The sequence below is a fragment of the Nocardioides sp. LHD-245 genome (assembly GCF_030929495.1).
GTDB lineage: Bacteria > Actinomycetota > Actinomycetes > Propionibacteriales > Nocardioidaceae > Nocardioides.
The window spans coordinates 1-22559 of sequence record NZ_JAVFWN010000003.1; the positions used below are offsets into that span (position 1 = coordinate 1).

Below are 22559 nucleotides of genomic sequence, written 5' to 3' on the forward strand. Positions count from 1 at the left end.
AAAGTCCCAACCGGACAATCACGACGGGGCGACCTTCCCCACCCACAATCCTCAACGGCCACGTCGAGCAACGTCAACAAACAAACCGCTTGACAAGCCCATCCCCCATAGGGAATCAGTCGAAGAGCACGACTCCCCGCAGGTTGCGACCTGCGTGCATGTCCTCGTAGCCCTGGCCGATCTCGTCGAGGGCGTACGTGCGGGTGACGATCTCGTCGAGCTTGAGGACGCCGGCGCGGTACAGGTCGAGCAGGGCCGGGATGTCGGCGGTCGGGTTGCACTGGCCGAACAGGGAGCCCTGGATGCGCTTCTGGTAGAGCGTGAGCTCGGTCAGGCTGATCGGGGCGCCGATGGCGGCGTTGTTGCCCAGGCCGGTGACGACGGCGGTGCCGCCCTTGCGGATGGCCGCGAAGGCCTCGGCGACATGCTCGCCCGTGACCACGCCGACGGTGACGATGGCGGCGTCGGCGCCCTGGCCGTTGCTGTGCTGGCGGGCGATCTCGGCGGCCTCGTCCATCGTGGCGAAGGCGTGCGTGGCACCGAAGCGCTTGGCCTCCTCGCGCTTGAACTCGACGGGGTCGACGGCGATCACCGTGGTAGCGCCGGCGTGGACGGCGCCCTGGACGGCGTTGATGCCGATGCCGCCGATGCCCATCACGACCACGATCTGGCCGGGTCGGACGGCACCGGAGTTGACCGCCGCGCCCCAGCCGGTCGCGACGCCGCAGCCGACGAGGCAGGCCTTGTCGAGGGGCAGGTCGTCGCCGATCCTGACGACGGAGCGGGCGTCGACCGTCGTGGTCTCCACGAAGGCGGAGACGCCGCACATCTGGCCGACCGGGTCGCCGCCGTCGGCGAGGTGGAGGCGGGGCACCTCGGGCGCCATCCAGACCTTCCCGCCCTCGTCGCAGAGGTTCTGCATCCCGCTGGCGCACCAGCGGCAGCGGCCGCAGGCGGGCAGGAAGGAGAAGATGACGTGATCGCCCTCCGCCAGGTCGGTGACGCCGCGACCGACCTTGGTCACGACGCCCGCGCCCTCGTGGCCGAGCGCGAAGGGATAGATGGCGACGGGGGAGTCGCCGACGGCGATGTGGTCGTCGGAGTGGCACAGGCCGGCGGCGGCCAGGCGGACCTGGACCTCGCCCTCGGCCGGGTCGGAGACCTCCAGGTCGACCACCTCGTAGGGGCCGGGAGCCGTCCGGACGATCGCGCCTCTGGTTCGCATGAGCAGATCCTTCTCGTGTCCTCGCAGGTGCTGTCGTCTGACCGTAAAGGACGTCAGATGATTGCGCAATGCGAGACGTTGACTCGCCTTGCGAGACGGTTTACTCTCGCTTGAGAGCTCGCTCACACAGGTACGGCCGATGAGGACGGGGTATGTCAACCTACGAGAAATTCGACCACCACTCGCCGGAATGCCGCGATGACATCGTCGGCTACTACGCGGCGTTCCGAGACAAGTGTCCGGTAGGCAGGTCGGATGCGCACGAGAACGGGTACGTCTATCTCACGCGGTATGCCGACGTCTTCCACGTCGCCCGCAACGACGCGCTGTTCTCCTCCACCCGGGCGGCGGGCAATCTCGAAGGCACCGCGATCGTGATCCCGAGCGGTCCGTTCGGCGGCAACATGCAACAGCCCCTCGAGCTGGACCCGCCGGACAACGTGGAGTACCGCCGACTCCTCGACCTGATCCTGTCGCCGGCCGCCGTCGACGGGCTGCGCCCGATGATCGCGCGGCACGCCTCCCGGATCGTCGACGGGTTCATCGAGTCCGGCAGTGCCGACCTGGTCGAGGTGCTGACCAACCCCCTGCCCAGCGCGGTCACGCTTGACTGGATCGGCTTCCCCGAGGAGGACTGGCTGCGGATCGGTCGCCCGATCCACGACGTCTTCACCTCCGAGCCCGGCAGCGAGCGCGCGCAGCGTGCCTACGAGGGCATGGCCTACATGGAGAAGCGCCTCGCCGAGCTGATCGCCGAGCGCCGGGCCCAGCCGCAGGACGACGTCATCAGCCTGCTCCTCAAGGAGCGCAAGGCCGACGGCAGCGAGTTCACCGACGCCGAGCTGTTCTCCGTGATCGGCATCGCGATCACCGGTGGCGTCGACACCACGACCTCGCTGACCGGCTCCGTGCTCGTCCACCTCGACGAGCACCCGGAGCTGCGCCAGCAGCTCATCGACGCGCCCGACCTGCTGATCGACGGGACCGACGAGTTCCTGCGCCGCTACGGCTCGGTGACCGCCATGTCGCGGACCACGACCACCGACACCGAGATCGGCGGCTGTCCGGTCCGGGCGGGCGAGCGGGTGCTCGTGCCCTGGTTCGCGGCCAACCACGACCCCGAGGTGTTCAGCGAGCCGCAGGAGGTGCGTCTCGACCGGGACGCCAGCCGGCACCTGACCTTCGGCATCGGCACCCATCGCTGCCCGGGTGCGCACCTGGCGCGTGCCATGTTCCAGGAGATGATCCACCAGGTCCTCACCCGGCTGCCCGACTACAAGGTCGACCGCGAGAACGTCGTCGGCTACGCCTCGCGCGGCAACCACATGGGCTGGGACGTCATCCCCGCGACCTTCACGCCCGGTCCGCGGGTCGGTGACCAGGTGGACCAGTTCCAGGGTGCGAGCCACGGCAACGAGACCTACGAGGTCGTCCTCGACGCGGCCGACCTGGTCGCCGAGGACGTCCTCGCCGTCACCGTCCGCGCGACCGACGGCGGCGCCCTGCCCCGCTGGCAGCCGGGTGCCCACCTCGAGGTGCGGCTGCCGTCCGGCCGCCTGCGGCAGTACTCCCTGTGCGGCCCGCTCGACGACGGCTCGTCGTACCGGGTCGCCGTGCTGCGCGAGCGCGACGGCCGCGGGGGCTCGGCGGAGCTGCACGACATCGCGGTCGCCGGGCGGGAGCTGACCGTCCGCGGACCGCGCAACCACTTCCCGCTCGTCGACGCCGACGGCCACCTGCTCATCGCCGGCGGCATCGGGGTCACGCCGATCCTGGCCATGGCCCGCTCGCTCGCCGCGCGGGGCCGGCCCGCGCGCGTCGTGTACGGCGGCCGCTCGCGCGCCACCATGGCGTTCGCTGACGAGCTGACCGCCCTGCCCGGCATCGACGTCGATCTGGTGCCTCAGGACGAGCACGGCTTCCCCGACCTGCAGGCGGCGATCGCGGCCACGCCGGTCGGCACGGCGGTCTACTGCTGCGGTCCCGGCGCCATGATCGCCGAGGTCCAGCGGATCTGCGACGAGCTCGGCCGCCGCGCCGACCTCCACGTCGAGCGGTTCGCCGCCAGCGACGAGATGGAGGCGCGGCTGACGTCGACGGAGGGCAACACTCCCTTCCGGGCCGAGCTCCGGCGCTCGGGCGTCACCGTGGACGTCCCGGTCGACAAGCGCCTGATCGAGGTCATCCGCGAGGCCGTCCCGGGTATCGCCTACGACTGCGAGAAGGGCTTCTGCGGCTCGTGCGAGACGCGGGTGCTCGAGGGCACGCCCGACCACCGGGACGAGGTCCTCAGCGAGACCGAGCAGGCGACGGGGCGATCGATGATGATCTGTGTCAGCCGCTCCTGCACGCCCACCCTGGTCCTCGACCTGTAGGCCTGCGTCTCGGCGTGATCTGACCCACGAACACCCGGCACCGGATCCCTGGTGCCGGGTGTTCGTGCTGCCCGAAAACCCAGTCGCCATGGGGGTTCTGGACCTGTGGATGCCCCCGGCCGCTGAGGTATGCCATCTCGCATGCGTATCGCTTGACATGATGCCATCTCGCAATAAAAGATAGCCGTCATGCATGCGGTCACTACCGAACACGGGATCGGACGAGTCGAGGGCGACGAGATCGCCCTCCTCGCGACCCCGTACCCCGATCTCGGCGCGGTCGTCGAGGCGACCGGCTCGCTCGCCTGCCTCGACGACTGCGCCGTCACCGGTCGCGTCCCGACCGGCGGCACCCGGCTGCTCGCGCCGCTGGGCCGGCCCCGGGCGATGTGGGGCGTCGGCCTCAACTACCGCTCCAAGGCCGCCAAGGCCGGGCGAGACCTGCCGGCCGAGCCGATCCTCTACCTGGCGGCGTCCTCGGCGATGCTCTCGCCGGACGCGGAGGTTCCGTTCCCCACGGACGCGACCGAGCAGCTCGACTACGAGGGTGAGATCGCGGTCGTCATCGGCAGCCGGCTCCACCGCGCCCGGCCGGACGAGGTCTGGTCGGCCGTCGCCGGCATCACCGCCGCCAACGACATGACGGCACGCGACGTGATGAAGCGGACGGCGACGCCGACACTCGCGAAGAGCTTCCCCGGGTGCAACCCGCTCGGCAGCTCGGTCTGCTCCGTCGACGAGCTCGCCGACGCCGACGCGATCCCCGTGCGGACGTGGGTCAACGGCGACCTGCGCCAGGAGGACACCAGCGCCGGGATGATCTTCGCGATCCCCGACCTGATCTCCCGGATCTCCTGGTACGCCGCGCTGGAGCCGGGCGACGTCGTGCTCACCGGCACCCCGGCCGGCACCGGCCAGGATCTCGACCTCTTCCTCACCCCGGGTGACCGCATCCGGATCGAGGTCGGACCCGTGCTGCCGCTCGTCACCACCGTGGGCGCGTCGACCGGCTGAGCCGAATCGCCCAACGCCTGGGTGATCCGTCCCGGATCCGCCCGTTCCCTCCGGCCCAGCCACGACCTTCACAAGGAGCCAGCAGAATGTCCGACAAGCAGGGGTACGACCTCGTTCTCACCGGCGGCACCGTCCTCGACCCGGCCAACGGGCGCAACGAGCGCGCCGACGTCGCGATCAGCGGTACGACGATCGCCGCGATCGGCCCGGACCTCGCCGCCGACGGCGCCCGGGTCATCGACTGCAGCGGCTCGACCGTCGTCCCCGGCCTGGTCGAGGGCCACAGCCACATCTTCCAGGACGTCTCGAAGGTCGGCGCCCCGGCCGACGAGGCCCACCTGCGCCGCGGCGTCGTCGCGGTGGCGGACGCCGGCACCGCGGGTGCCTCGACGTTCGACGCCTTCCGCAAGGTCGTCGTCGACGCCAACGAGATCCGTGTCGTCAACTTCCTCAACGTCTCGGTGCTCGGCCTGATCGACTTCCGCTTCGGCGAGCTGCTCAACCCCGACACCCTCGTCGTCGAGGACGCGCTCGAGGCCGCCGCCAACCACCCGGGCATCGTCCGGGGCTTCAAGATCCGGCTCTCCGAGGACGTCGTCGGCCACCACTGGCAGGCGCTGCTCAAGAAGTCGGTCAGCCTGGCCGAGCAGGCCGGCCTCCCGCTGATGGTGCACATCGGCGAGACCGAGGAGCCGGTCCCCGCCGTCCTCGATTACCTGCGCGCCGGCGACATCGTCGCCCACTGCTACACCGGCAAGCCCCACGGCATCCTCGACGAGAACGGCAAGGTGCTCCCCGGCGTCAACGCGGCCCGTGAGCGCGGCGTCCTCTTCGACTCCGCCCACGGCAAGAGCAACCTGAGCTTCGACGTCGCCCGCGAGGCCATTGCCGACGGCTTCCTGCCCGACATCCTCAGCTCCGACACGAGCGCTCGCAACTGGCGCGGCCCGGTCTTCGACCTGGTCACCAGCATCTCGAAGCTGCGCGCTCTCGGCGCCCCGCTCGACGAGTGCATCCGCCGGGCGACCATCGTCCCGGCGCAGGTCCTCGGCCTCGACGGCGAGGGCTACGGCCGCCTCGACGTCGGCGGGATGGCCAATGTCACCGTCCTCACCGAGACCGCCGAGGTCACCCTGCCCGACGCCTCGGGCAACTCCATCGCCGCGCCGCGCCTCGAGCCGACCACCGTCGTACACAAGGGTGCACTCGTCGAGACCACGCCGTGGCGAGGTGGCGCGTCGGCGTGAGGACCGTCCACCAGCTGCGGCGACAGGTCCGCGAGGGTCTGACGAGCGGGCGCCGGCAGGTCGGCACCTTCGTCAAGCTCGCCTCGCCGGACGTCGTCGAGCTGGCCGGCCGCGCAGGGCTCGACCTCGTCGTGGTCGACCTCGAGCATTCGACGCTCACCGAGTACGACGCGATCGGCCTGGTCCGGCACGCCGCCCTGTGCGGGATCCCCGCGCTGGTGCGGCTGCCGGAGGTCGACGCCCCGCTCGTCGCGCGACTGCTGGAGAACGGCGCCGCCGGGATCCAGCTCTCCACGCTGCGTTCGGCGGCCGAGACCGCGCGGCTGCGGGACGCCTGCCGGTTCGCACCGGCCGGCGCCCGCTCGGTCAGCCTGGCCAACCGCGCCGCGGGCTTCGGATCGGTGCCGCTCGCGGACTTCCTGCAAATCGAGGCGGCCGACCCACCGCTGCTCGTCGGCCAGATCGAGACCCGCGTCGAGGAGCCCCTCGTCGACGTGGTCCGCGGGCTCGACGTCGCCTTCGTCGGCACGACCGACCTCGCCGTCAGCCTCGGCCTGCCCGCCCCGGCCGAGCTGGCGGACGCCGTCGCGGCCGTGCGCTCGGCGGCGGACGAGGCGGGTGCCGCCTTCGGCGGGTGGACCGGCGCGCTGGCCGACGCCGACCGGCTGGGACTGGCCGCGGCGTCGTACGTGCTCGTGAGCTCGGACCTGCAGCTGCTCGCCCACGGCCTGCGGGCCGTCGTACCTGAGGAGGAAGCGTGACCGCACTCAACCCGTCGCTGTTCGGCAAGGTCGTCAACTGGGACGACCTCCCCCAGCGGGAGATCCGCCCCGGCGTGCGGCGCCGGATCTTCGCCACCGACGAGGTCCTCATCGCCCATCACGAGCTCGAGGTGGGGATGACGCTCAACCCGCACGCGCACGAGGACTTCGACCAGCTGGTCTTCATCGCCTCCGGGCGCTGCCGCTACCACGTCGCCGGGACACCGCACGAGATGGGCCCCGGCTCCTTCTTGCTGGTCCCGCGGGGCGCCGAGCACTATGTCGAGCCCACCGAGGGGCCCTGCGTCAACATCGACTACTTCGTGCCGCCGCGCGCCGATCTGCTGGAGAAGCTCGAGCTGCCAGTCTGACCGCGACCCGGCGCAGATTGAACTCCGAAACGCCGCGACCCGGCGCAGATTGAACTCCGAAACGCCGCGACCCGGCGCAGATTGAACTTCAATCTGAGCCGGGTCGGCGTCTCAGCCCGTTCAATCTGAGCCGGGTCGGCGGGAAGTCGATCGCACGGGAGCGAGGTTCTGGGGGATCATGAGGGCGTGGTCGATGCAGAGGCGACAGGACAGGCGATCGGGCCCCACGGGGACGAACCCCACGAGCAGCGCTTCAACGACCGACTCAACTGGCTGAGAGCGAGCGTTCTCGGCGCCAACGACGGCATCGTCTCGACAGCGGGCATCGTGCTGGGCGTCGCCGGCGCCACGAGCGACCGGTCGGCGATCCTGATCGCGGGCATCGCCGGCCTGGCCGCGGGCGCGATGAGCATGGCCGCGGGTGAGTACGTCTCGGTCAGCACCCAACGTGACTCCGAGGAGGCGCTGCTGGACAAGGAGCGCCGGGAGCTGCGTGAGGACCCCGAGGACGAGCTCGCCGAGCTCGCCGGGCTGTACGTCGACAAGGGACTCGACCCCGACCTGGCGCTCCAGGTGGCGCGCCAGCTCACCGCCAACGACGCGCTGGCGGCGCATGCCGAGGTCGAGCTCGGGATCGACCCCGACGACCTCACCAGCCCGTGGAAGGCGGCCTTCGCTTCGATGCTGTCCTTCACCGTCGGCGCGCTGCTGCCGCTGCTGACGATCGTTCTGGTCACGGCTGACCTGCGGGTGCCGGTCACCGTCGTGGCCGTGGTCGCCGCACTCGTGCTCACCGGCTGGCTGAGTGCCCGGTTCGGCTACGGTTCGCCCGGTCGCGCGGTGCTGCGCAACGTCCTCGGCGGTCTGCTCGCCATGGCGGTCACCCACGGCATCGGCCAGTTGGTCGGCACCCAGGTCTAGGCGACAGATGCCCCGGATCTTCACCGCCGTCGTCCCGCCGGACGAGGCCGTCGAGCACCTCGACTCCTTCCTCGAGCCCCGTCGCGCGGCCGCGCCCTTCCGCTGGACGCGGCCCGAGCACCTGCACCTCACCCTCGCCTTCATGCCCGAGGCCGCCGACCACCGTGTCGACGCGTACGTCGACCGCCTCGCCGACGTCCTCGACGGGCTCGCGCCCGCGGACCTCTCCCTCGCGGGTGCCGTCGTGTTCCCGAACGTCGCCGAGGGCCGGGTACTCGCTACCGGCGTCACGGGCGGCGTCGACGCGCTCGCGACCGCCTCCGTCCGGGCCCGCAACGCCGCCGTCGCCTGCGGCATCGAGGTCGACGGCCAGCGGTTCCGCCCCCACGTCACCGTCGCCCGCACCGGCGGCCGGCCCACCGAGCTGACCAGCTGGGTCCGGTTGCTCGAGACCTACGAGGGACCGCCCTGGTCGCTCGCATCGGTCCAGGTGATCGCGTCCCACCTCGGTGAGGGCCCCGGTCGCTCGCCCCGCTACGAGACGCTCGCCGAGATCGTTCTCTGAGCCGGCCGGCGGCTGTTTTGTCGGCTGTCGAGCTGCGGGTTCATCACGGTATGTAGGTGAGACCGTGCTTCTGTAGCGGGGCCCCGCTACAGAAGCGGCGCTCCGACTACATACCGTGATGAACCGGCGTCACCGGGTACGCCGACGGGCCGGCCCCGTGGGGACCGGCCCGTCGTACCGCGGTGATCGTCGCGATCAGTTGAGGTGGTGCACGATCTCCTCGACCTTGTCCTTCGCGTCACCGAACAGCATCTGGCTGTTCTCGCGGAAGAACAGCGGGTTCTGCACACCGGCGTAGCCGGCCGCCATGGAGCGCTTGAAGACGATGACGTCCTTGGCGTTCCAGACCTCGAGGACCGGCATGCCGGCGATCGGCGAGGCCGGGTCCTCGGACGCGGCCGGGTTGACCGTGTCGTTGGCGCCGATGACCAGGACGACGTCCGTGTCGGGGAAGTCGTCGTTGATCTCGTCCATCTCGAGCACGATGTCGTAGGGCAGCTTGGCCTCGGCGAGCAGCACGTTCATGTGGCCCGGGAGACGACCCGCGACGGGGTGGATGCCGAACCGGACGTCGACGCCCTTGGCCCGCAGCTTGGCGGTCAGGTCGGCGACCGGGTACTGCGCCTGCGCGACCGCCATGCCGTAGCCCGGCGTGATGACCACCGAGGACGCGCCCGCGAGGAGCTCGGCCACGGCATCGGCCTGGATCTCACGGTGCTCGCCGTAGTCCTTGTCGTCCCCGGCGGGGGCGGCGATGCCGAAGCCGCCGGCGATGACCGAGATGAACGAGCGGTTCATCGCCTTGCACATGATGTAGGACAGGTAGGCACCGGAGGAGCCGACGAGGGCACCGGTGACGATGAGCAGGTCGTTGCCCAGCAGGAAGCCCGAGGCGGCCGCGGCCCAACCGGAGTACGAGTTGAGCATCGACACCACGACCGGCATGTCGCCGCCGCCGATGGAGGCGACCAGGTGCCAGCCGAGCGCGAGCGCCAGCAGGGTGATGACGCCCAGCAGGACGTCGGCCGAGGCGCTGTCGTAGGTGTCCATCGAGACGTAGATCGCGGTCAGGATCGCGAACAGCACCAGCGAGCCGACGTTGATGACGTTCTTGCCCGGCAGCATGAGCGGGGCGGAGTTCATCTTCGCCGACAGCTTGAGGTTGGCGACGATCGAGCCGGTGAAGGTGACCGCACCGATGAAGATGCCGATCGCGACCTCGGCCTCGTGGATGTTGACCAGGCTGTCCATCGACTCGTGCGAGCCGAGGATGTGGCCGTTCCAGCCGATGGCGACGGCCGCGAGTCCGACGAAGGAGTGCAGGAGCGCGATGAGCTCGGGCATCCCGGTCATCTCGACGATCTTCGCGCGCCACAGGCCGATCGCGCCGCCGATGGCGATGGCGGCGAGCATCAGGACGATGACCAGCGCCCGGTTGTCGATGAACTCGCTGACGTCGATGACGGCGGCGACGGTCGCGATGAGGGCGACCGCCATGCCGACGATGCCGAAGGTCAGTCCGCTGCGCGCCGACTCGTGCTTCGACAGGCCCGCCAGCGACAGGATGAACAGCAGCGCCGCGACGATATAGGCCGCGCCGGTGATGGAGAGGATGTCCATGGATCAGGCTCCCTTGCTGAACATCGCGAGCATGCGGCGCGTGACCGCGAACCCACCGAAGACGTTGATCGAGGCCAGCAGGATCGCCACGGCCGACAGCACCAGGACCAGCGTGTCGTCGGTCGCGATCTGCACGAGGGCACCGACCACGACCACGCCGGAGATGGCGTTGGTGACCGACATCAGCGGGGTGTGCAGGGCGTGCGCCACCTTGCCGATGACGTAGTAGCCGATCACGATCGACAGCATCAGCACGGTGAAGTGGCGACGCAGCTCCTCGGTCGGGGCCAGCGCGTTGACCAGCCAGAACAGGCCGATCGCGCCCAGCACCCAGCCGACCTTGGCGCCGGCCGACATCGGCGGCTTGGCCTCCTTGACGGGGGCGGCGGCGGCCGGAGCGGCGGCCGGGGCGGCGGAGACCTGCACGGCCGGCGGCGGCCACGTGATCTGCGCTGCTCCACCATCGCCCGCGGCCCGTCCGTCGACGACGGTGATGCCGCGCTGGACGACGTCGTCGAAGTCCAGGCCGAGGTTGCCGTCCTTCTCGGGCGTCAGCAGCTTGAGCAGGTTGACGATATTGGTGCCGTAGAGCTGTGACGTCTGCGCGGCCAGGCGGCCGGCGAGGTCGGTGTAGCCGAGGATCGTCACGCCGTTCGCGGTGACGACCCGCTGGTCGGCCACGGTGCCGGCGGCGTTGCCGCCGTTGGCCGCGGCCATGTCGACGATCACGGAGCCGTTCTTCATCCCGGCGACGGTCTCGGCGGTGAGCAGGCTGGGCGCCGGGCGTCCGGGGATCAGCGCGGTGGTGATGACGATGTCGGCGGCACGCGCCTCCTCGTCGTACATCGCGGCGGTCGCGGCGACCTGGGCCTCGGACATCTCCTTGGCGTAGCCGTCGGAGGAGACCTCCTGCTCCATGTCGACGTGGACGAACTGCGCGCCCATCGACTCGACCTGCTCGGCGACCTCGGGGCGCACGTCGAACGCGCGGACGACGGCGCCCATCGCGGACGCGGCACCGATCGCGGCCAGGCCGGCGACACCGGCGCCGACGACGAAGACCCGGGCCGGCGGGATCTTGCCGGCGGCGGTGACCTGGCCGGTGAACATCCGGCCGAACTCGTGGGCCGACTCGACGACGGCGCGGTAGCCCGCGACGTTGGCCATCGAGGACAGCACGTCCATCGACTGCGCGCGCGAGATCCGCGGCACCGCGTCCATGGCCAGCGCGGTCACGCCCTGCGCCTGCAGCTTCGCGAGCAGCTCGGGACTCCGGCCCGGCGCCATCATCGAGATGACCGTGGCACCGCGGCGGAGTCGGCCGATCTCCTCGTCCGTGGGGGCGTTGACCTTGACGACGACGTCGGCGGCCCACACCTCCTGCGTCGTCGCGACCCGCACGCCGGCTCCGGTGAACGCGCTGTCGGGCTGGTCGGCGAGGTCGCCGGCGCCCGACTCGACGATCACGTCGTAGCCGAGGTTGGTCAGTTGGGTTACGGTCTTCGCGGTCGCCGCTACCAGGGTTTCGCCCTGTTTCGACTCGCGCGGGATGCCGATCAGCATCGAGCCTCCAGCCCTTCTGTGGATAAACGCGAGCCAACCTACACAGAGCGCACCCCCTCGCGGGGGGCGTCTTACGTGTGACGTACATCTAGGGGATGCACGCTTGCGCCGGACCGCCTCGGGTGCCTCGCCGGGGTGCCCGGCAAGGGGTCTCCGACCGGGTGCCGGCCGGATGGGTGCGGTCGGCGGATCAGCCCGCGGCGATCCCGTACATCCGGTCGCCGGCGTCGCCGAGGCCCGGGACGATGTAGCCCTTCTCGTTGAGCCGCTCGTCCATCGCCGCGGTCACGATCGTCACGGGGATCTCCAGGTCGCCCAGCTCCTTCTCGAGCCGCGCGCAGCCCTCGGGGGCCGCGAGCAGGCAGACCGCGGTGATGTGGTCCGCGCCGCGGTCGACCAGGAACCGGATCGCCGCCGCCAGGGTGCCGCCGGTGGCGAGCATCGGGTCGACGACATAGCACTGGCGACCGGACAGGTCGTCGGGCAGCCGCTCGGCGTACGTCGTCGCCTCGAGCGTCTCCTCGTTGCGGACCATCCCGAGGAAGCCGACCTCCGCGGTCGGCAGCAGCCGGACCATGCCGTCCAGCATGCCGAGGCCCGCCCGGAGGATGGGCACCACCAGCGGGCGCGGTGTCGCGAGCCGGATGCCCGTCGTCGGCGCGACCGGGGTCTCGATCTGTGTCGGCTCGACGCGGACGTCGCGGGTTGCCTCGTAGGCCAGCAGGGTCACGAGCTCGTCGGCCAGCGAGCGGAACGTGGGGGAGTCGGTGCCCTTGTCGCGGAGCACGGTCAGCTTGTGGGCGACGAGGGGGTGATCCACGACCAGGGTGCGCATGGGCCGAGCCTAGCGACGCGACCGGGGAGACGGCACGTCGCTCGAGAGCGACAGGTGTCCGCGACGCCCGCCGGCACCGGCCCGGCACCGGCCCGGCACCCGTGGAGGGCCGACAACGCGTCCGATATCTTCCTCGTGCTCCCCGGATCGCCCGTGCCCGGGCGTCCGGAGCGGTCCGGTTCGGGTGAGGGAGGCGGGCGTGACCGGTCGGGGGTGGGCGACCTCCAGCTTCCAGCAGGCGGTCCGCTGGGCGTTCCTCTGCGGCATCGTGGTGTGGACACCGGTGGTGATCGCGGCGTACCTCGTCGGTCCGGAGCGACACCACGACCCCACCGTCATGGTGGCCGTGAACGTCGCGCTCCTCGTCGTCGCCGCCCTTGCCAGCGTGCTCCGACGGATCCCCGCGCGATGGGTCTTCCTCCTGCAGTGCGCCGTGTTCGTCATCGACTGGGCGCACACGGCCGGCCCGTCGACCCCGTTCGCGGTGGCGTCGTACCAGATCTTCATCTTCGCGGCCGTGGCCCAGGGCCTGGTGCTGCGGCGACGCGCCGACGTCGTGCTCTCGGTGCTGTGTTGCCTGGTCGCGGCGGCCGCGATGGGCGTGGTGGCGCAGGACTACGGCGTCCAGATCTCGATCTCGGCCGCGGTGAGCGGTCCCCTGGCCATCGTCGTCGGCCGACCCGGCCTGGAGCCGCTGCTGCGTTTCGTGCGGTCGGTCGACGTGAACCACGACCAGTCGGTACGCGCTCTGGTGCGTCTCGACGCCCAGGCGGCGACCGTGCGGCGGGCGGCCGAGGAGCAGCGCCAGGTCCACGACACCGCGATCAACACGCTGGCGGCCATCGCCCGCGGTGGCTCGGCCGTCGCGGACGTCGAGGCGGTCCGGGCGCGATGCCGGGCCGACACCCTGGTCCTGGAGCAGCTGATCAGCGCGTCCGAGCTCGAGGCATCCCCCGCGGCGTCGCCCGAGGAGCCGCTCGCGCGGCGGACGATCGACGTCGCCCTGCCTGGCCTCGAGGGTGCGGCACTCGCCGCGCGCTGGGCGGAGCTGCCGGCCGGCGTCGGAGCCGCGCTGGGCGGGGCGATCGGTGAGCTGGTCACCAACACCGAGAAGCACGCGGGCGTGGCGGAGGCGACCGTCGACATCCGGGACGAGGGCGACGGGATCCGGGTCGTCGTCAGCGATCGGGGACGCGGCTTCGCCGCGGCGAGAACCCGGGAGCGCGGGCTCGTGACCTCGGTCCGGGCCCGGCTGGCGGAGAACGGGATCACCCTCGACCTCCGGTCCGCACCGGGCGAGGGTGTCCGCGCGGAGATGGTGTGGCACCCGGCGGCCGGAGGTCAGGACGAGCCCGCCGACTTCCGCGGCCACGTCGACCGGATCCGGATGATCGGCGCCCTCCTGATGTCGTCCCTGGTCGCGGCAGGCGGCATCGTCATCGGCGCGTCGAACCATCCGGGGGAGCTCACCCCGGACTACCTGTTGGCGGCTCTCGTGGTGACCAGCACCGGACTGGTGTGGCGGAGCTGGCGTCGCCGCGGGCGTCTCACCCGGGTCGCGACGGGCGCGCTGGTGGTGGTCGCGCCGACCGCCTTCCTGGTCTCGGGGCTCAGCGTCGACTTCGGCTCCGGCTACAACCTCGCGTGGCAGGCGGTGGCGCCCATCGGCCCGCTGTTCATCCTCGTGGCCGGCGCCCGGTCGCGCCGGGCCGTGGCGTGCGGCGTGCTCGCCTATGCCGCCGTCGGCGTGACGGCGGCACTGGTGCTCGCTGGTACGTCGGCAGCCACGGCCACGACTCTGGTCGTCCTGGTCACCGGTCTGGTGTGGGTGGCGGGGTGGTGCCTGTTCAACCAGCAGCTCCGCTGGATCGCCGCCCGCGCCGTGCGCGAGCACGAGATGACTGTCCGCGCAGATGAGGCGGCCGACCTCCGGGCGGCGGCCACCCTGATCCGGGCGCGCTGGCGCCTGGCGGGGATCGAGAGCGCCGCGGACCTGATGCGCGAGCTCAGCGGATCGATGGATCCGGCCTCCGCGGAGGCGCAGCGGCGCAGCGGGCGCGAGGAGACCTATCTGCGCCAGGTGATCCTGCTCGCCCCCGACCTGGTCCATGTCGGCGCGTGGTTCTGCCAAGCGCTGCTGGCCGCGGGAGCGCGGCGTGAACCTGCAGGTCCGGGCCGGCACCCGGGACATCGCCGTCGAGGCAGCCGAGGCGTTGGGGACCTACCTCATCGACGCGACCTCGGCGGTCGCACCGGGCGCTACCGTGACCGTCTCCCTCTTCGAGGAGGGCGAGGGCCTGCAGTTCCGGCTGGTCGCCGACGATCTGCGGGTCGTCGCACTCGTCCGCGAGCGCGACTGGGACCCGGAGCTCGACCTCGAGATCCATCAGTACGGCGAGCAGGTGCTGGTCCGCGTGGGGCCGGTGCGTGCCGAGGACCCGTGGACGGCCGCGGCCGCGGCGCAGCCCCGAGAAGGCCGCGCCGGGAAATCCTCTGGCCCTGGGCCCCGTCCCGTGTCACGCTGATGCCATGACCGCTAGTGGGACGGCCATCGAGTCGGTCGACTTCGCCCTCGCCGCCTACCGCGAGGAGGGCGTGTGGCAGGTCGCCGAGCTGGCGCCCGACCACGCCGTCGATGTCGAGACCCTGGCCGGCGCGCTGCGCCGGTTCCCCGGTGACGGCGGTGCCGTCGGGCTGGTGGCGGTCGAGGAGGACTTCTTCGTCGTGGTCCGGGTCGCCGGCCCGCGCACCCGGGTGATGCTCTCCGACGTCACCGCGGCGACCGAGTGGGAGCTGGCCGCGATCGTGGTCGAGCACCTCGGGCTGCCGGCGGTCGATGACGAGGACGACCCGGAGCCCGCCGGCGACCTCGAGCTGCTCAGCGACCTCGGCGTCGACGCGATGGACCTCGCCGCGATCCTCGACGACGACGAGCTCTACCCCGACGAGATGCTGTCCGAGATCGCGCGAGGCCTCGGCTTCGGCGACCTCTTCGACGACGCCGTCGGCCTCACCTCCGCGTGACGGCGCCGGCCCCGGTCGCCCGCTGGGAGGAGCAGATGCGGGCGGCGCTCGTCGAGGCCGCCGCCGCGCTGAGGACCGGCGACGTCCCGATCGGTGCCGTGGTGGTCGACGGCTCGGGAGTCGTGGTCGGCACCGGCCGCAACGTCAGGGAGCGGGACGCCGACCCGACCGGCCACGCCGAGGTGGTGGCCCTCCGGCAGGCCGCGGTCGCGCGCGGCGCGTGGCGGCTGGCCGGCTGCACCCTGGTCGTCACCCTCGAGCCCTGCACCATGTGCGCCGGCGCCGCCGTGCTGTCCCGGGTCGACCGCGTCGTCTTCGGGGCCTATGACGACAAGGCCGGTGCGGTGGGCTCGCTGTGGGACGTGGTCCGGGACCGCCGGCTCAACCACCGGCCCGAGGTCGTCGCCGGCGTCCTGGCCGCGGAGTCCACCACGCTGCTGGACGACTTCTTCGCCACCCACCGCCGATGAGTCCGGTCCGCGCCGCCGGTCCGTACGAGGCATGACGACACTCGACTTCGGACCCGCCACCACCACGCTGCGCGACCTGGTGACGTCGGTCGGCGACGACCAGCTCACCCTCCCGACCCCGTGCTCGGCGTACTCCGTCGGTGACCTGGTCGACCACGTCGGCGGGCTCGCCCTCGCCTTCGCGGGCGCCGCCCGCAAGGAGCAGGTGCCCGGCTCCGAGCAGGGTGGCAGCGGCGACGCCACCCGGCTCGAGCCGGGCTGGCGGGCGCGGATCGACGGCAGCCTGGCCGACCTCGCCGAGGCGTGGCGCGCCCCGGCGGCGTACGACGGCGACACGATGGCCGGGCCGGTGGAGATGTCCGGCGCGGAGGCTGCGGCGGTCGCGCTCAACGAGGTCGTCGTGCACGGCTGGGACCTCGCGAGCGCGCTCGGCGTGCCCTACGCCGTGCGGGAGGAGGACGTCGCCGCGTGCCTGGCCTTCGTCCGCCCGTTCTCGACGCCGGAGGCCGCGGCCTTCCGGGGCGACGCCTTCGGCGAGGTGCTCCCGGTGCCCGTGGGGGCGCCGGCACTGGTGGAGCTGCTCGCGCTGCTCGGCCGCCGCGGCTGACCCCTCCCGAGGATCAGAGCTCGGCGGCCGCCTCGTCGGCCGCGGCGATGCAGAACTCGTTGCCGGCCGGGTCCTTCAGGGTGACCCACGAGAAGCCCTCCTCGCCGCGCCGGCCGACGATCGTCGCCCCGCCCGCCACCAGCCGCTCGACCTCGGCGTCCACATCGGGAGCACCCAGGTCGAGATGGAGTCGGTTCTTGCCGGGGGTCGGGTCGTCGACCTTCTGGAACGCCAGCGCGAGCGGGAGGGTGCCGCCGCGGACGAGGAGGAACTCGCCGCCGTAGGGGTCGGCGACCTCGGCGTCGAACTGCTTCGCCCACCAGGCGGCGAGCGGGACGGGGTCGGCGGAGTCGGTGGTGATCATGCCCAGGGTCAGTGCCATGTCCCGGACGCTAGACCGCGCCACCGACACCCCCGCTCCCGTCAGAAGAAGCCGAGCGCGTCCGGGCTGTACGACACCAGCAGGTTCTTCGTCTGCTGGTAGTGGTCGAGCATCATCTTGTGGTTCTCGCGGCCGATGCCGGACTGCTTGTAGCCGCCGAACGCGGCGTGTGCGGGGTAGGCGTGGTAGTTGTTCGTCCACACCCGGCCGGCCTGGATCTCGCGGCCCGCGCGGAAGGCCTGGGACCCGTCGCGCGACCACACCCCGGCGCCGAGGCCGTAGAGGGTGTCGTTGGCGATCTTCAGCGCGTCGGCCTCGTCGTCGAAGCTGGTCAGGGAGACGACCGGCCCGAAGATCTCCTCCTGGAAGATCCGCATGGAGTTGTCGCCCTCGAAGACGGTCGGCTGCACGTAGTAGCCCTCGGCGAGGTCGCCGTCGAGGACCAGCCGGTCACCGCCGGTGAGCACGCGGGCACCCTCCTGCCGGCCGACCTCCAGGTAGCCGAGGATCTTGTCGAGCTGCTCGCGGGAGGCCTGGGCGCCCATCATCGTCGTGTCGTCGAGCGGGTCGCCCTGCTTGATCGCCTTCACCCGCGCGATCGCGTCGGGCACGAACCGGTCGTACATGCTGCGCTGCACCAGTGCGCGCGACGGGCAGGTGCAGACCTCGCCCTGGTTGAGGGCGAACATCGTGAAGCCCTCGAGCGCCTTGTCGTAGAACGCGTCGGGCTCGGCGGCGACGGAGTCGAAGAAGAGGTTGGGGCTCTTGCCGCCGAGCTCGAGGGTCACCGGGATGATGTTCTGGCTGGCGTACTCCATGATCAGCCGGCCCGTGGTGGTCTCGCCGGTGAACGCGATCTTCGCGATCCGCGAGCTCGACGCGAGCGGCTTGCCCGCCTCCACGCCGAAGCCGTTGACGACGTTGACGACACCGTCGGGCAGCAGGTCGCCGATGACCTCCATCAGCTTGAGGATGGACCACGGGGTCTGCTCGGCCGGCTTGAGCACGACGGCGTTGCCGGCCGCGAGCGCGGGCGCGAGCTTCCAGACCGCCATCAGGATCGGGAAGTTCCACGGGATGATCTGGCCGACGACGCCGAGCGGCTCGTGGAAGTGGTACGCGTAGGTGCTCTCGTCGATCTCCGAGATCCCGCCCTCCTGGGCGCGGATGCAGCCGGCGAAGTAGCGGAAGTGGTCGACCGCCAGCGGCAGGTCGGCGTTGAGGGTCTCGCGGACCGCCTTGCCGTTGTCCCAGGTCTCGGCGACGGCCAGCGCGGTGAGGTTCTCCTCGATCCGGTCCGCGATCCGGTTGAGGATCGTCGCGCGCTCGGCCGGCGAGGTCCGGCCCCAGGCCGGTGCCGCGGCATGGGCGGCGTCGAGGGCGGCCTCGACGTCCTCGGCGGTGCCGCGGGCGATCTCGGTGAACGCCTTGCCGTTCACCGGCGAGACGTTCTCGAAGTAGTCGCCCTTGATCGGGTCGACCCACTGACCACCGATGAAGTGGCCGTAGCGGCTCTCGACGGCGACCAGCGAGTCGGGCTGTCCGGGCGCGGCGTAGACGGTCATGTCTGCTCCCTAGAGGTGTCGGGACCGTCCGTGTGACGGCGGTCACGACGGTAGGGAGCGCGACGTTGCAGGTCGGTTGCGTGAGGTTCCGGCGCCTCAGGCGAACTCGGCGTCGAGGCGGGCGACCTGTCCGTCGACGAGCGCCCGCATCGGCGACGACGCCGGTACGACGGCCCGCTGGGCCAGCCACATCTCGTAGTCGTCGCGTCCCCAGCCCGACCGGGTCCAGGTCGACATCAGGTCCGCGGCCCGCGAGCGGAGCAGCGCCTGCCGCAGCGACGCGGTGAGGGCCTCGCGCATCCGCACGACGCCGGGCGCGGTGGAGCGGGGGAGCACCGGTCCGGCATACCCGCGCATGGCGGCGCGCAGGTCGCCCGCCGCGAGTTGTGCCTCGACCGCGAGCCAGTCGCCACTCACCGGCGCGCCGAGCCGGTACGGGCGCGAGGCGAGCAGCTCGTCGCCCAGCAGCCCGCGCAGCCGGTTCAGCTCGGCACGCAGGGTCGACGTACCCCCGTCGGCCTCGTAGAGCAGGACCCCCAGCTCGTCACCGGTCAGGCCCGTCGGCGAGGCGGCGAGGAGCGCGACGATCTCGCTGTGGCGCCGCGAGAGCCGCACCCGGTGGAGGCGTCCGTGCCCGTCGTCGACGCTGACCAGTGCCTCGTCGTGGCCGAGCAGCTCGAGCACCAGCCGCAGCCCGGTGTCGCGGCCGGTGCGCGCCGGCGGCGGCGCCTGCCGGGCGAGCTCGGCCTCGGCCAGGCGGGCGGCGGCCCGCACCATCGCCATCGTCTGCGGTACGACGATCGCGTCCCCGCCGGTCACGTCGAGGACGCCCAGCAGCCGGCTGGTCCCCGGGTCGAGGATGGGCGTCGCCGCGCAGCTCCACGAGCGCACCGACGAGCGGAAGTGCTCGTCGCGGGTGATGAGCGCGTCACGGCCGGTCGCGAGCGCGAGTCCCGGGGCGTTGGTGCCGGCCAGTCGCTCGTCCCAGTTGCTCCCCTCGACGAACCCGATCCGTTCCGCCTCGCGCAGTCGCTCCGGCGTACCGCAGACCCAGAGCAGGGTGCCTTCCGCGTCGGCCAGCGCCATCACCGCGCCGCAGGCACGCACCTCCCGGCCGAGCACGTCGTCGAGCAGCGGGAACACCCGCGCCAGCGGATGTGCCTCCCGCTGCCCGCGCAGGTCCGGGGTCTCCAGCGCGATCGGCGCCTCCCGCAGCGTGACATCGACCCCGGCCGCCGCCGACCGCTGCCAGGACGCCGCGACCTCGGCGCGCATCCCGCTCCGTCCGCGGGGTCCGCGCAGTGCGGCGGTGGGCGTCCTGAGTCCGGGCACGGTGTCTCTCCCCATCCGACGAGCGTCTCTCGCGCCGACGATCCCGGACAGAGGTTGCATTCGGGTTGCATCGGCCGCCGTCGCGGTCGGCAGACAGCCGGCCGGCAGCCGACCGCGAGGTGGTTGTGGGCGATTTCGGGCGTGCCCCGCCGCTCCGGTAAGGTCTCCCGCGGTGGCGTGTCCGAGCGGCCTAAGGAGAACGCCTCGAAAGCGTTTGTGGGCGCAAGTCCACCGAGGGTTCAAATCCCTCCGCCACCGCCATGTGATGTCGCAGGACATCGCGGACACCCGGACCTACGGAAACGTAGGTTCGGGTGTTGTTCATTTCGGGTTTCGTGGCTGGTAGTTCTCGCTGGGATCGATGACGACTGAACGCCTGCACACTTAGAACACGCAACTGTGCAGTAGGTGGTATCCTGTGGACGTGAAGGAACCGCTCACCATCGACCCCGCGCACGCCGACTGGGACGCCATCCGGCAATACCTCACCGACGCCGCCCAGGCAGGCGAGGTCGTGTCCCTGACCGCGCACGTCGAGACCCTCACCCCCGCCGAAGCCGCCCGACGGCTCGGCATGTCCCGGTCCACCATCTCCCGCCGCATCAGTGCTGGGGAGATCCACACCATCAAGGTGGGCTCCCACCACCGCATCCCCGTCCGCGAGTTCGAACGCTTCCACGACACCCTGATGAGCGACATGGTTCGAGCCACGAGCGACGAACTCGAAGCCGACCTGTATGGCGACTGACCGTCGCCTGCTGTTCCTCGACGCCAACATCCTCGCCTCGCCCGTCACCCGCAGCCTCCTGCTCATGGGCAGCGTCCCCGCCGGGTTGGGGGCGACGTGGAGTGCCTACGCCGAGACCGAAGCAAACCGGCACCTGCCGCCCTCGGCGAAGAACCTCTCCGCGCTGCGCAGTCGCCTCGGTCGCGAACTCGGACCAACCGGCGACGACCCCAGCCGGTACGAGGCCACCGACGCCAAGGACCGCCAGATCCTCGCCGACGCCGTCGCAGCAGGTGCCGCGTTCATCATCACCAGGAACATCGCCGACTTCTCGCTCGCCGACCTCACCGGTGCAGGAATCGCGGCCGTCGACCCCGACCTGTTCATGTCCATCCGCTTCAACGCCGACACCCACCGGCACGCCCTCGAACTGCTCATTGAGAACATGCGGAACCCGCCTCGCAGTGCCGCAGACATGCACGCGCTCCTCGGCAAGCGCCACCCACGGCTCGTCTCACGGCACGCAGCCCTGTTCGACACCACCCCAGCCGCCCCGACCCAGCCACCGCCCGCCGACATCTACCGTGGCGCACGCTGCGTCCTCTGCGGGCGCACCCTCCGCAACCCCGCCAGCCTTCACGACGGCCTCGGCTCAGACTGCAAACACAAAGTCTGAACCAAGGCCGGGGGAAAGCCTCGCCACGAGCGGGGCAACGCCACCTGCGCCGCCATCGACACCGCAGGTCAGGGGATTCTCTCCGAAGCCCGTCATGTGATGTCGCAGGACATCCGCAAGACCCGGACCCGCGGGAGTGGGTCCGGGTCCTTGTCATTTCTGGGGCGGGTAGTCCTTGACGGGGTTGATAGTGAGACGAACGACCGGGCGTGTCGAACGATTGACTGATGCCGTCCGTCGTCTCGACCCCACGCCTGTCAAGGCCACGCTCTTCGGATCCGTCGCGCGTGGCGACGGAGACGACACCAGCGACATCGACCTCCTGCTCGTCCGGCCAACCGAGGACAGCGACCCATGGAGGGACTCCATGGGCGACATCGCCGCAGACGTCTACCGGTGGACCGGCAACCACGTTCAATGGGTGACCCTGAGTCAGGCACGATGGGACCAGATGGTCGAGGAGGAGGACCCCCTCATCGAATCCATCCATCGTGAGGGCATCTCACTCTTGAACGGTGCGCGCGTATGAGCGGGGCAGGCAAGAGCGGTCTCCAGGCGTGCAGTACTCACCGCACCTCGTCGGCTCCGCTGAAGAGAAGCAGGCGACCCGCCGAGCCGCGCATCTCATCGACAGGCCGCTGAAGCGCTACGGGGGCTGACCCGCGCACCCCGCTCCTGGGCTGCTCGGGTTGGCGATCCGCCCACCTGCCCGGCGAGGATGGACCCATGCGCGCCGGCTACGACTTCCGCACAGCTACGCCCGACGACGTCCCCGCGCTGGTGGCGCTGGTGGAGTCGGCGTACCGCGGCGACGTGTCGCGCCAGGGTTGGACCACCGAGGCCGACCTGTTGCAGGGCCAGCGCACCGATGTCGACGACGTCGCGCGGGTGGTCGAGGCGGCGGACAGCGTGGTGCTGGTGGCGGTCGACGCCGAGGACGGTCGCCTCACGGCCTGCTGCCATGTGGAGCGGCGAGGGGAGCGCGCGTACTTCGGGCTGTTCGCGGTCGACCCCACCCGGCAGGGCGGCGGCCTCGGCCGGCAGCTGATGGAGCGCGCCGAGCAGTTCGCCGCAGCCACCTGGGGCAGCACCCATCTGGAGATGACCGTGATCCGGCAGCGCACCGACCTGATCGCCTACTACGTGCGCCGGGGGTACGTCGACACCGGGCACCGCAGGCCGTTCCCGTACGGCGACGAGCGGTTCGGGCTGCCGCAGCGCGACGACCTCGAGTTCACCCTGCTGGAGAAGTCGCTCGGCTGACCGACAGGTCCCCGCT

At 71.3% G+C, this 22559-nt stretch carries 22 protein-coding genes and 1 tRNA gene; 16 read left to right on the forward strand and 7 right to left on the reverse strand.

The features are described from left to right. Positions 1–115: 115 nt before the first annotated feature. Positions 116–1225 (reverse strand): NDMA-dependent alcohol dehydrogenase, encoded by a 1110-nt coding sequence (locus RB608_RS05090; protein WP_308086729.1) that lies wholly within the window; start codon positions 1223–1225, stop codon positions 116–118. 152 nt (positions 1226–1377) lie between these two features. Here RB608_RS05090 and RB608_RS05095 point away from each other — a divergent pair, with 152 nt between their 5' ends. From RB608_RS05095 to thpR, 7 genes are all read left to right on the forward strand, one after another. Next, on the forward strand, positions 1378–3600 hold the full coding sequence (locus RB608_RS05095; RefSeq protein WP_308086730.1) for a cytochrome P450: 2223 nt from the start codon (positions 1378–1380) through the stop codon (positions 3598–3600). Between the two features lie 189 nt (positions 3601–3789). After that, positions 3790–4614, forward strand: a complete 825-nt coding sequence (locus RB608_RS05100; protein WP_308086731.1) for a fumarylacetoacetate hydrolase family protein — start codon at positions 3790–3792, stop codon at positions 4612–4614. Between the two features lie 86 nt (positions 4615–4700). Further along, positions 4701–5861: an amidohydrolase family protein gene (locus tag RB608_RS05105; RefSeq protein ID WP_308086732.1), complete on the forward strand. Its 1161-nt coding sequence runs from the start codon at positions 4701–4703 to the stop codon at positions 5859–5861. Continuing rightward, positions 5858–6622, forward strand: a complete 765-nt coding sequence (locus RB608_RS05110; protein ID WP_308086733.1) for an aldolase/citrate lyase family protein — start codon at positions 5858–5860, stop codon at positions 6620–6622. Before RB608_RS05105 ends, RB608_RS05110 begins: the two co-directional genes overlap by 4 nt. Next, positions 6619–6993: a cupin domain-containing protein gene (locus tag RB608_RS05115; RefSeq protein ID WP_308086734.1), complete on the forward strand. Its 375-nt coding sequence runs from the start codon at positions 6619–6621 to the stop codon at positions 6991–6993. Before RB608_RS05110 ends, RB608_RS05115 begins: the two co-directional genes overlap by 4 nt. 186 nt (positions 6994–7179) lie before the next feature. Then, complete coding sequence (locus RB608_RS05120) at positions 7180–7914, forward strand: VIT family protein (protein WP_308086735.1); 735 nt, start codon at positions 7180–7182, stop codon at positions 7912–7914. 7 nt (positions 7915–7921) lie between these two features. Beyond that, entirely contained in the window at positions 7922–8479 is a 558-nt protein-coding gene (gene thpR, locus RB608_RS05125; RefSeq protein ID WP_308086736.1) for an RNA 2',3'-cyclic phosphodiesterase, read from the forward strand. A 195-nt stretch (positions 8480–8674) separates the two neighbouring features. On the opposite strand, the gene pntB is transcribed toward thpR, so the two are convergent. From pntB to upp, 3 genes are all read right to left on the reverse strand, one after another. Continuing rightward, positions 8675–10099: a Re/Si-specific NAD(P)(+) transhydrogenase subunit beta gene (gene pntB / locus RB608_RS05130; protein ID WP_308086737.1), complete on the reverse strand. Its 1425-nt coding sequence runs from the start codon at positions 10097–10099 to the stop codon at positions 8675–8677. A 3-nt stretch (positions 10100–10102) separates the two neighbouring features. Next, complete coding sequence (locus RB608_RS05135) at positions 10103–11662, reverse strand: Re/Si-specific NAD(P)(+) transhydrogenase subunit alpha (RefSeq protein ID WP_308086738.1); 1560 nt, start codon at positions 11660–11662, stop codon at positions 10103–10105. Positions 11663–11852: 190 nt separating this feature from the next. Then, entirely contained in the window at positions 11853–12497 is a 645-nt protein-coding gene (upp, locus tag RB608_RS05140; RefSeq protein WP_308086739.1) for a uracil phosphoribosyltransferase, read from the reverse strand. A 199-nt stretch (positions 12498–12696) separates the two neighbouring features. Between upp and RB608_RS05145 the strand changes: the two genes are divergently transcribed. Genes RB608_RS05145 through RB608_RS05160 form a run of 4 tightly spaced genes read left to right on the forward strand, consistent with a single transcriptional unit; the run spans position 12697 to position 16598 of the window. Then, a complete protein-coding gene (locus tag RB608_RS05145; RefSeq protein WP_308086740.1) occupies positions 12697–15030 on the forward strand; it encodes a hypothetical protein in 2334 nt (777 codons plus the stop codon). After that, a complete protein-coding gene (locus tag RB608_RS05150) occupies positions 15027–15521 on the forward strand; it encodes a tRNA adenosine deaminase-associated protein (RefSeq protein WP_308086741.1) in 495 nt (164 codons plus the stop codon). The genes RB608_RS05145 and RB608_RS05150 overlap by 4 nt, the downstream gene beginning before the upstream one ends. 35 nt (positions 15522–15556) lie before the next feature. Beyond that, entirely contained in the window at positions 15557–15991 is a 435-nt protein-coding gene (locus tag RB608_RS05155; RefSeq protein ID WP_308087149.1) for a nucleoside deaminase, read from the forward strand. Between the two features lie 31 nt (positions 15992–16022). Further along, complete coding sequence (locus RB608_RS05160) at positions 16023–16598, forward strand: TIGR03086 family metal-binding protein (RefSeq protein ID WP_308086742.1); 576 nt, start codon at positions 16023–16025, stop codon at positions 16596–16598. Between the two features lie 13 nt (positions 16599–16611). Here RB608_RS05160 and RB608_RS05165 read toward each other — a convergent pair whose 3' ends face one another. From RB608_RS05165 to RB608_RS05175, 3 genes are all read right to left on the reverse strand, one after another. Continuing rightward, positions 16612–16980: a VOC family protein gene (locus RB608_RS05165; protein WP_308086743.1), complete on the reverse strand. Its 369-nt coding sequence runs from the start codon at positions 16978–16980 to the stop codon at positions 16612–16614. A 41-nt stretch (positions 16981–17021) separates the two neighbouring features. Continuing rightward, complete coding sequence (locus RB608_RS05170) at positions 17022–18545, reverse strand: aldehyde dehydrogenase family protein (protein WP_308086744.1); 1524 nt, start codon at positions 18543–18545, stop codon at positions 17022–17024. A gap of 96 nt (positions 18546–18641) precedes the next feature. Next, positions 18642–19877, reverse strand: a complete 1236-nt coding sequence (locus RB608_RS05175; RefSeq protein ID WP_308086745.1) for a GAF domain-containing protein — start codon at positions 19875–19877, stop codon at positions 18642–18644. A 171-nt stretch (positions 19878–20048) separates the two neighbouring features. On the opposite strand from RB608_RS05175, the gene RB608_RS05180 reads away from it, so the two are divergent. The 5 genes from RB608_RS05180 to RB608_RS05200 all read left to right on the forward strand — a co-directional run bounded on the left by RB608_RS05180 (position 20049) and on the right by RB608_RS05200 (position 22543). Next, positions 20049–20138, forward strand: a tRNA-Ser gene (locus tag RB608_RS05180). Between the two features lie 163 nt (positions 20139–20301). Beyond that, the gene (locus RB608_RS05185) at positions 20302–20625 is read left to right on the forward strand and encodes a helix-turn-helix domain-containing protein (RefSeq protein ID WP_308086746.1); all 324 of its coding nucleotides are present in this window, start codon (positions 20302–20304) and stop codon (positions 20623–20625) included. A gap of 64 nt (positions 20626–20689) precedes the next feature. Next, positions 20690–21280, forward strand: coding sequence for a DUF6011 domain-containing protein (locus tag RB608_RS05190; protein ID WP_308086747.1), 591 nt, complete (start codon positions 20690–20692; stop codon positions 21278–21280). Positions 21281–21470: 190 nt separating this feature from the next. Beyond that, positions 21471–21809, forward strand: a complete 339-nt coding sequence (locus RB608_RS05195) for a nucleotidyltransferase domain-containing protein (RefSeq protein ID WP_308086748.1) — start codon at positions 21471–21473, stop codon at positions 21807–21809. A gap of 197 nt (positions 21810–22006) precedes the next feature. Further along, complete coding sequence (locus RB608_RS05200; RefSeq protein WP_308086749.1) at positions 22007–22543, forward strand: GNAT family N-acetyltransferase; 537 nt, start codon at positions 22007–22009, stop codon at positions 22541–22543. The last annotated feature ends 16 nt before the right edge of the window (positions 22544–22559 follow it).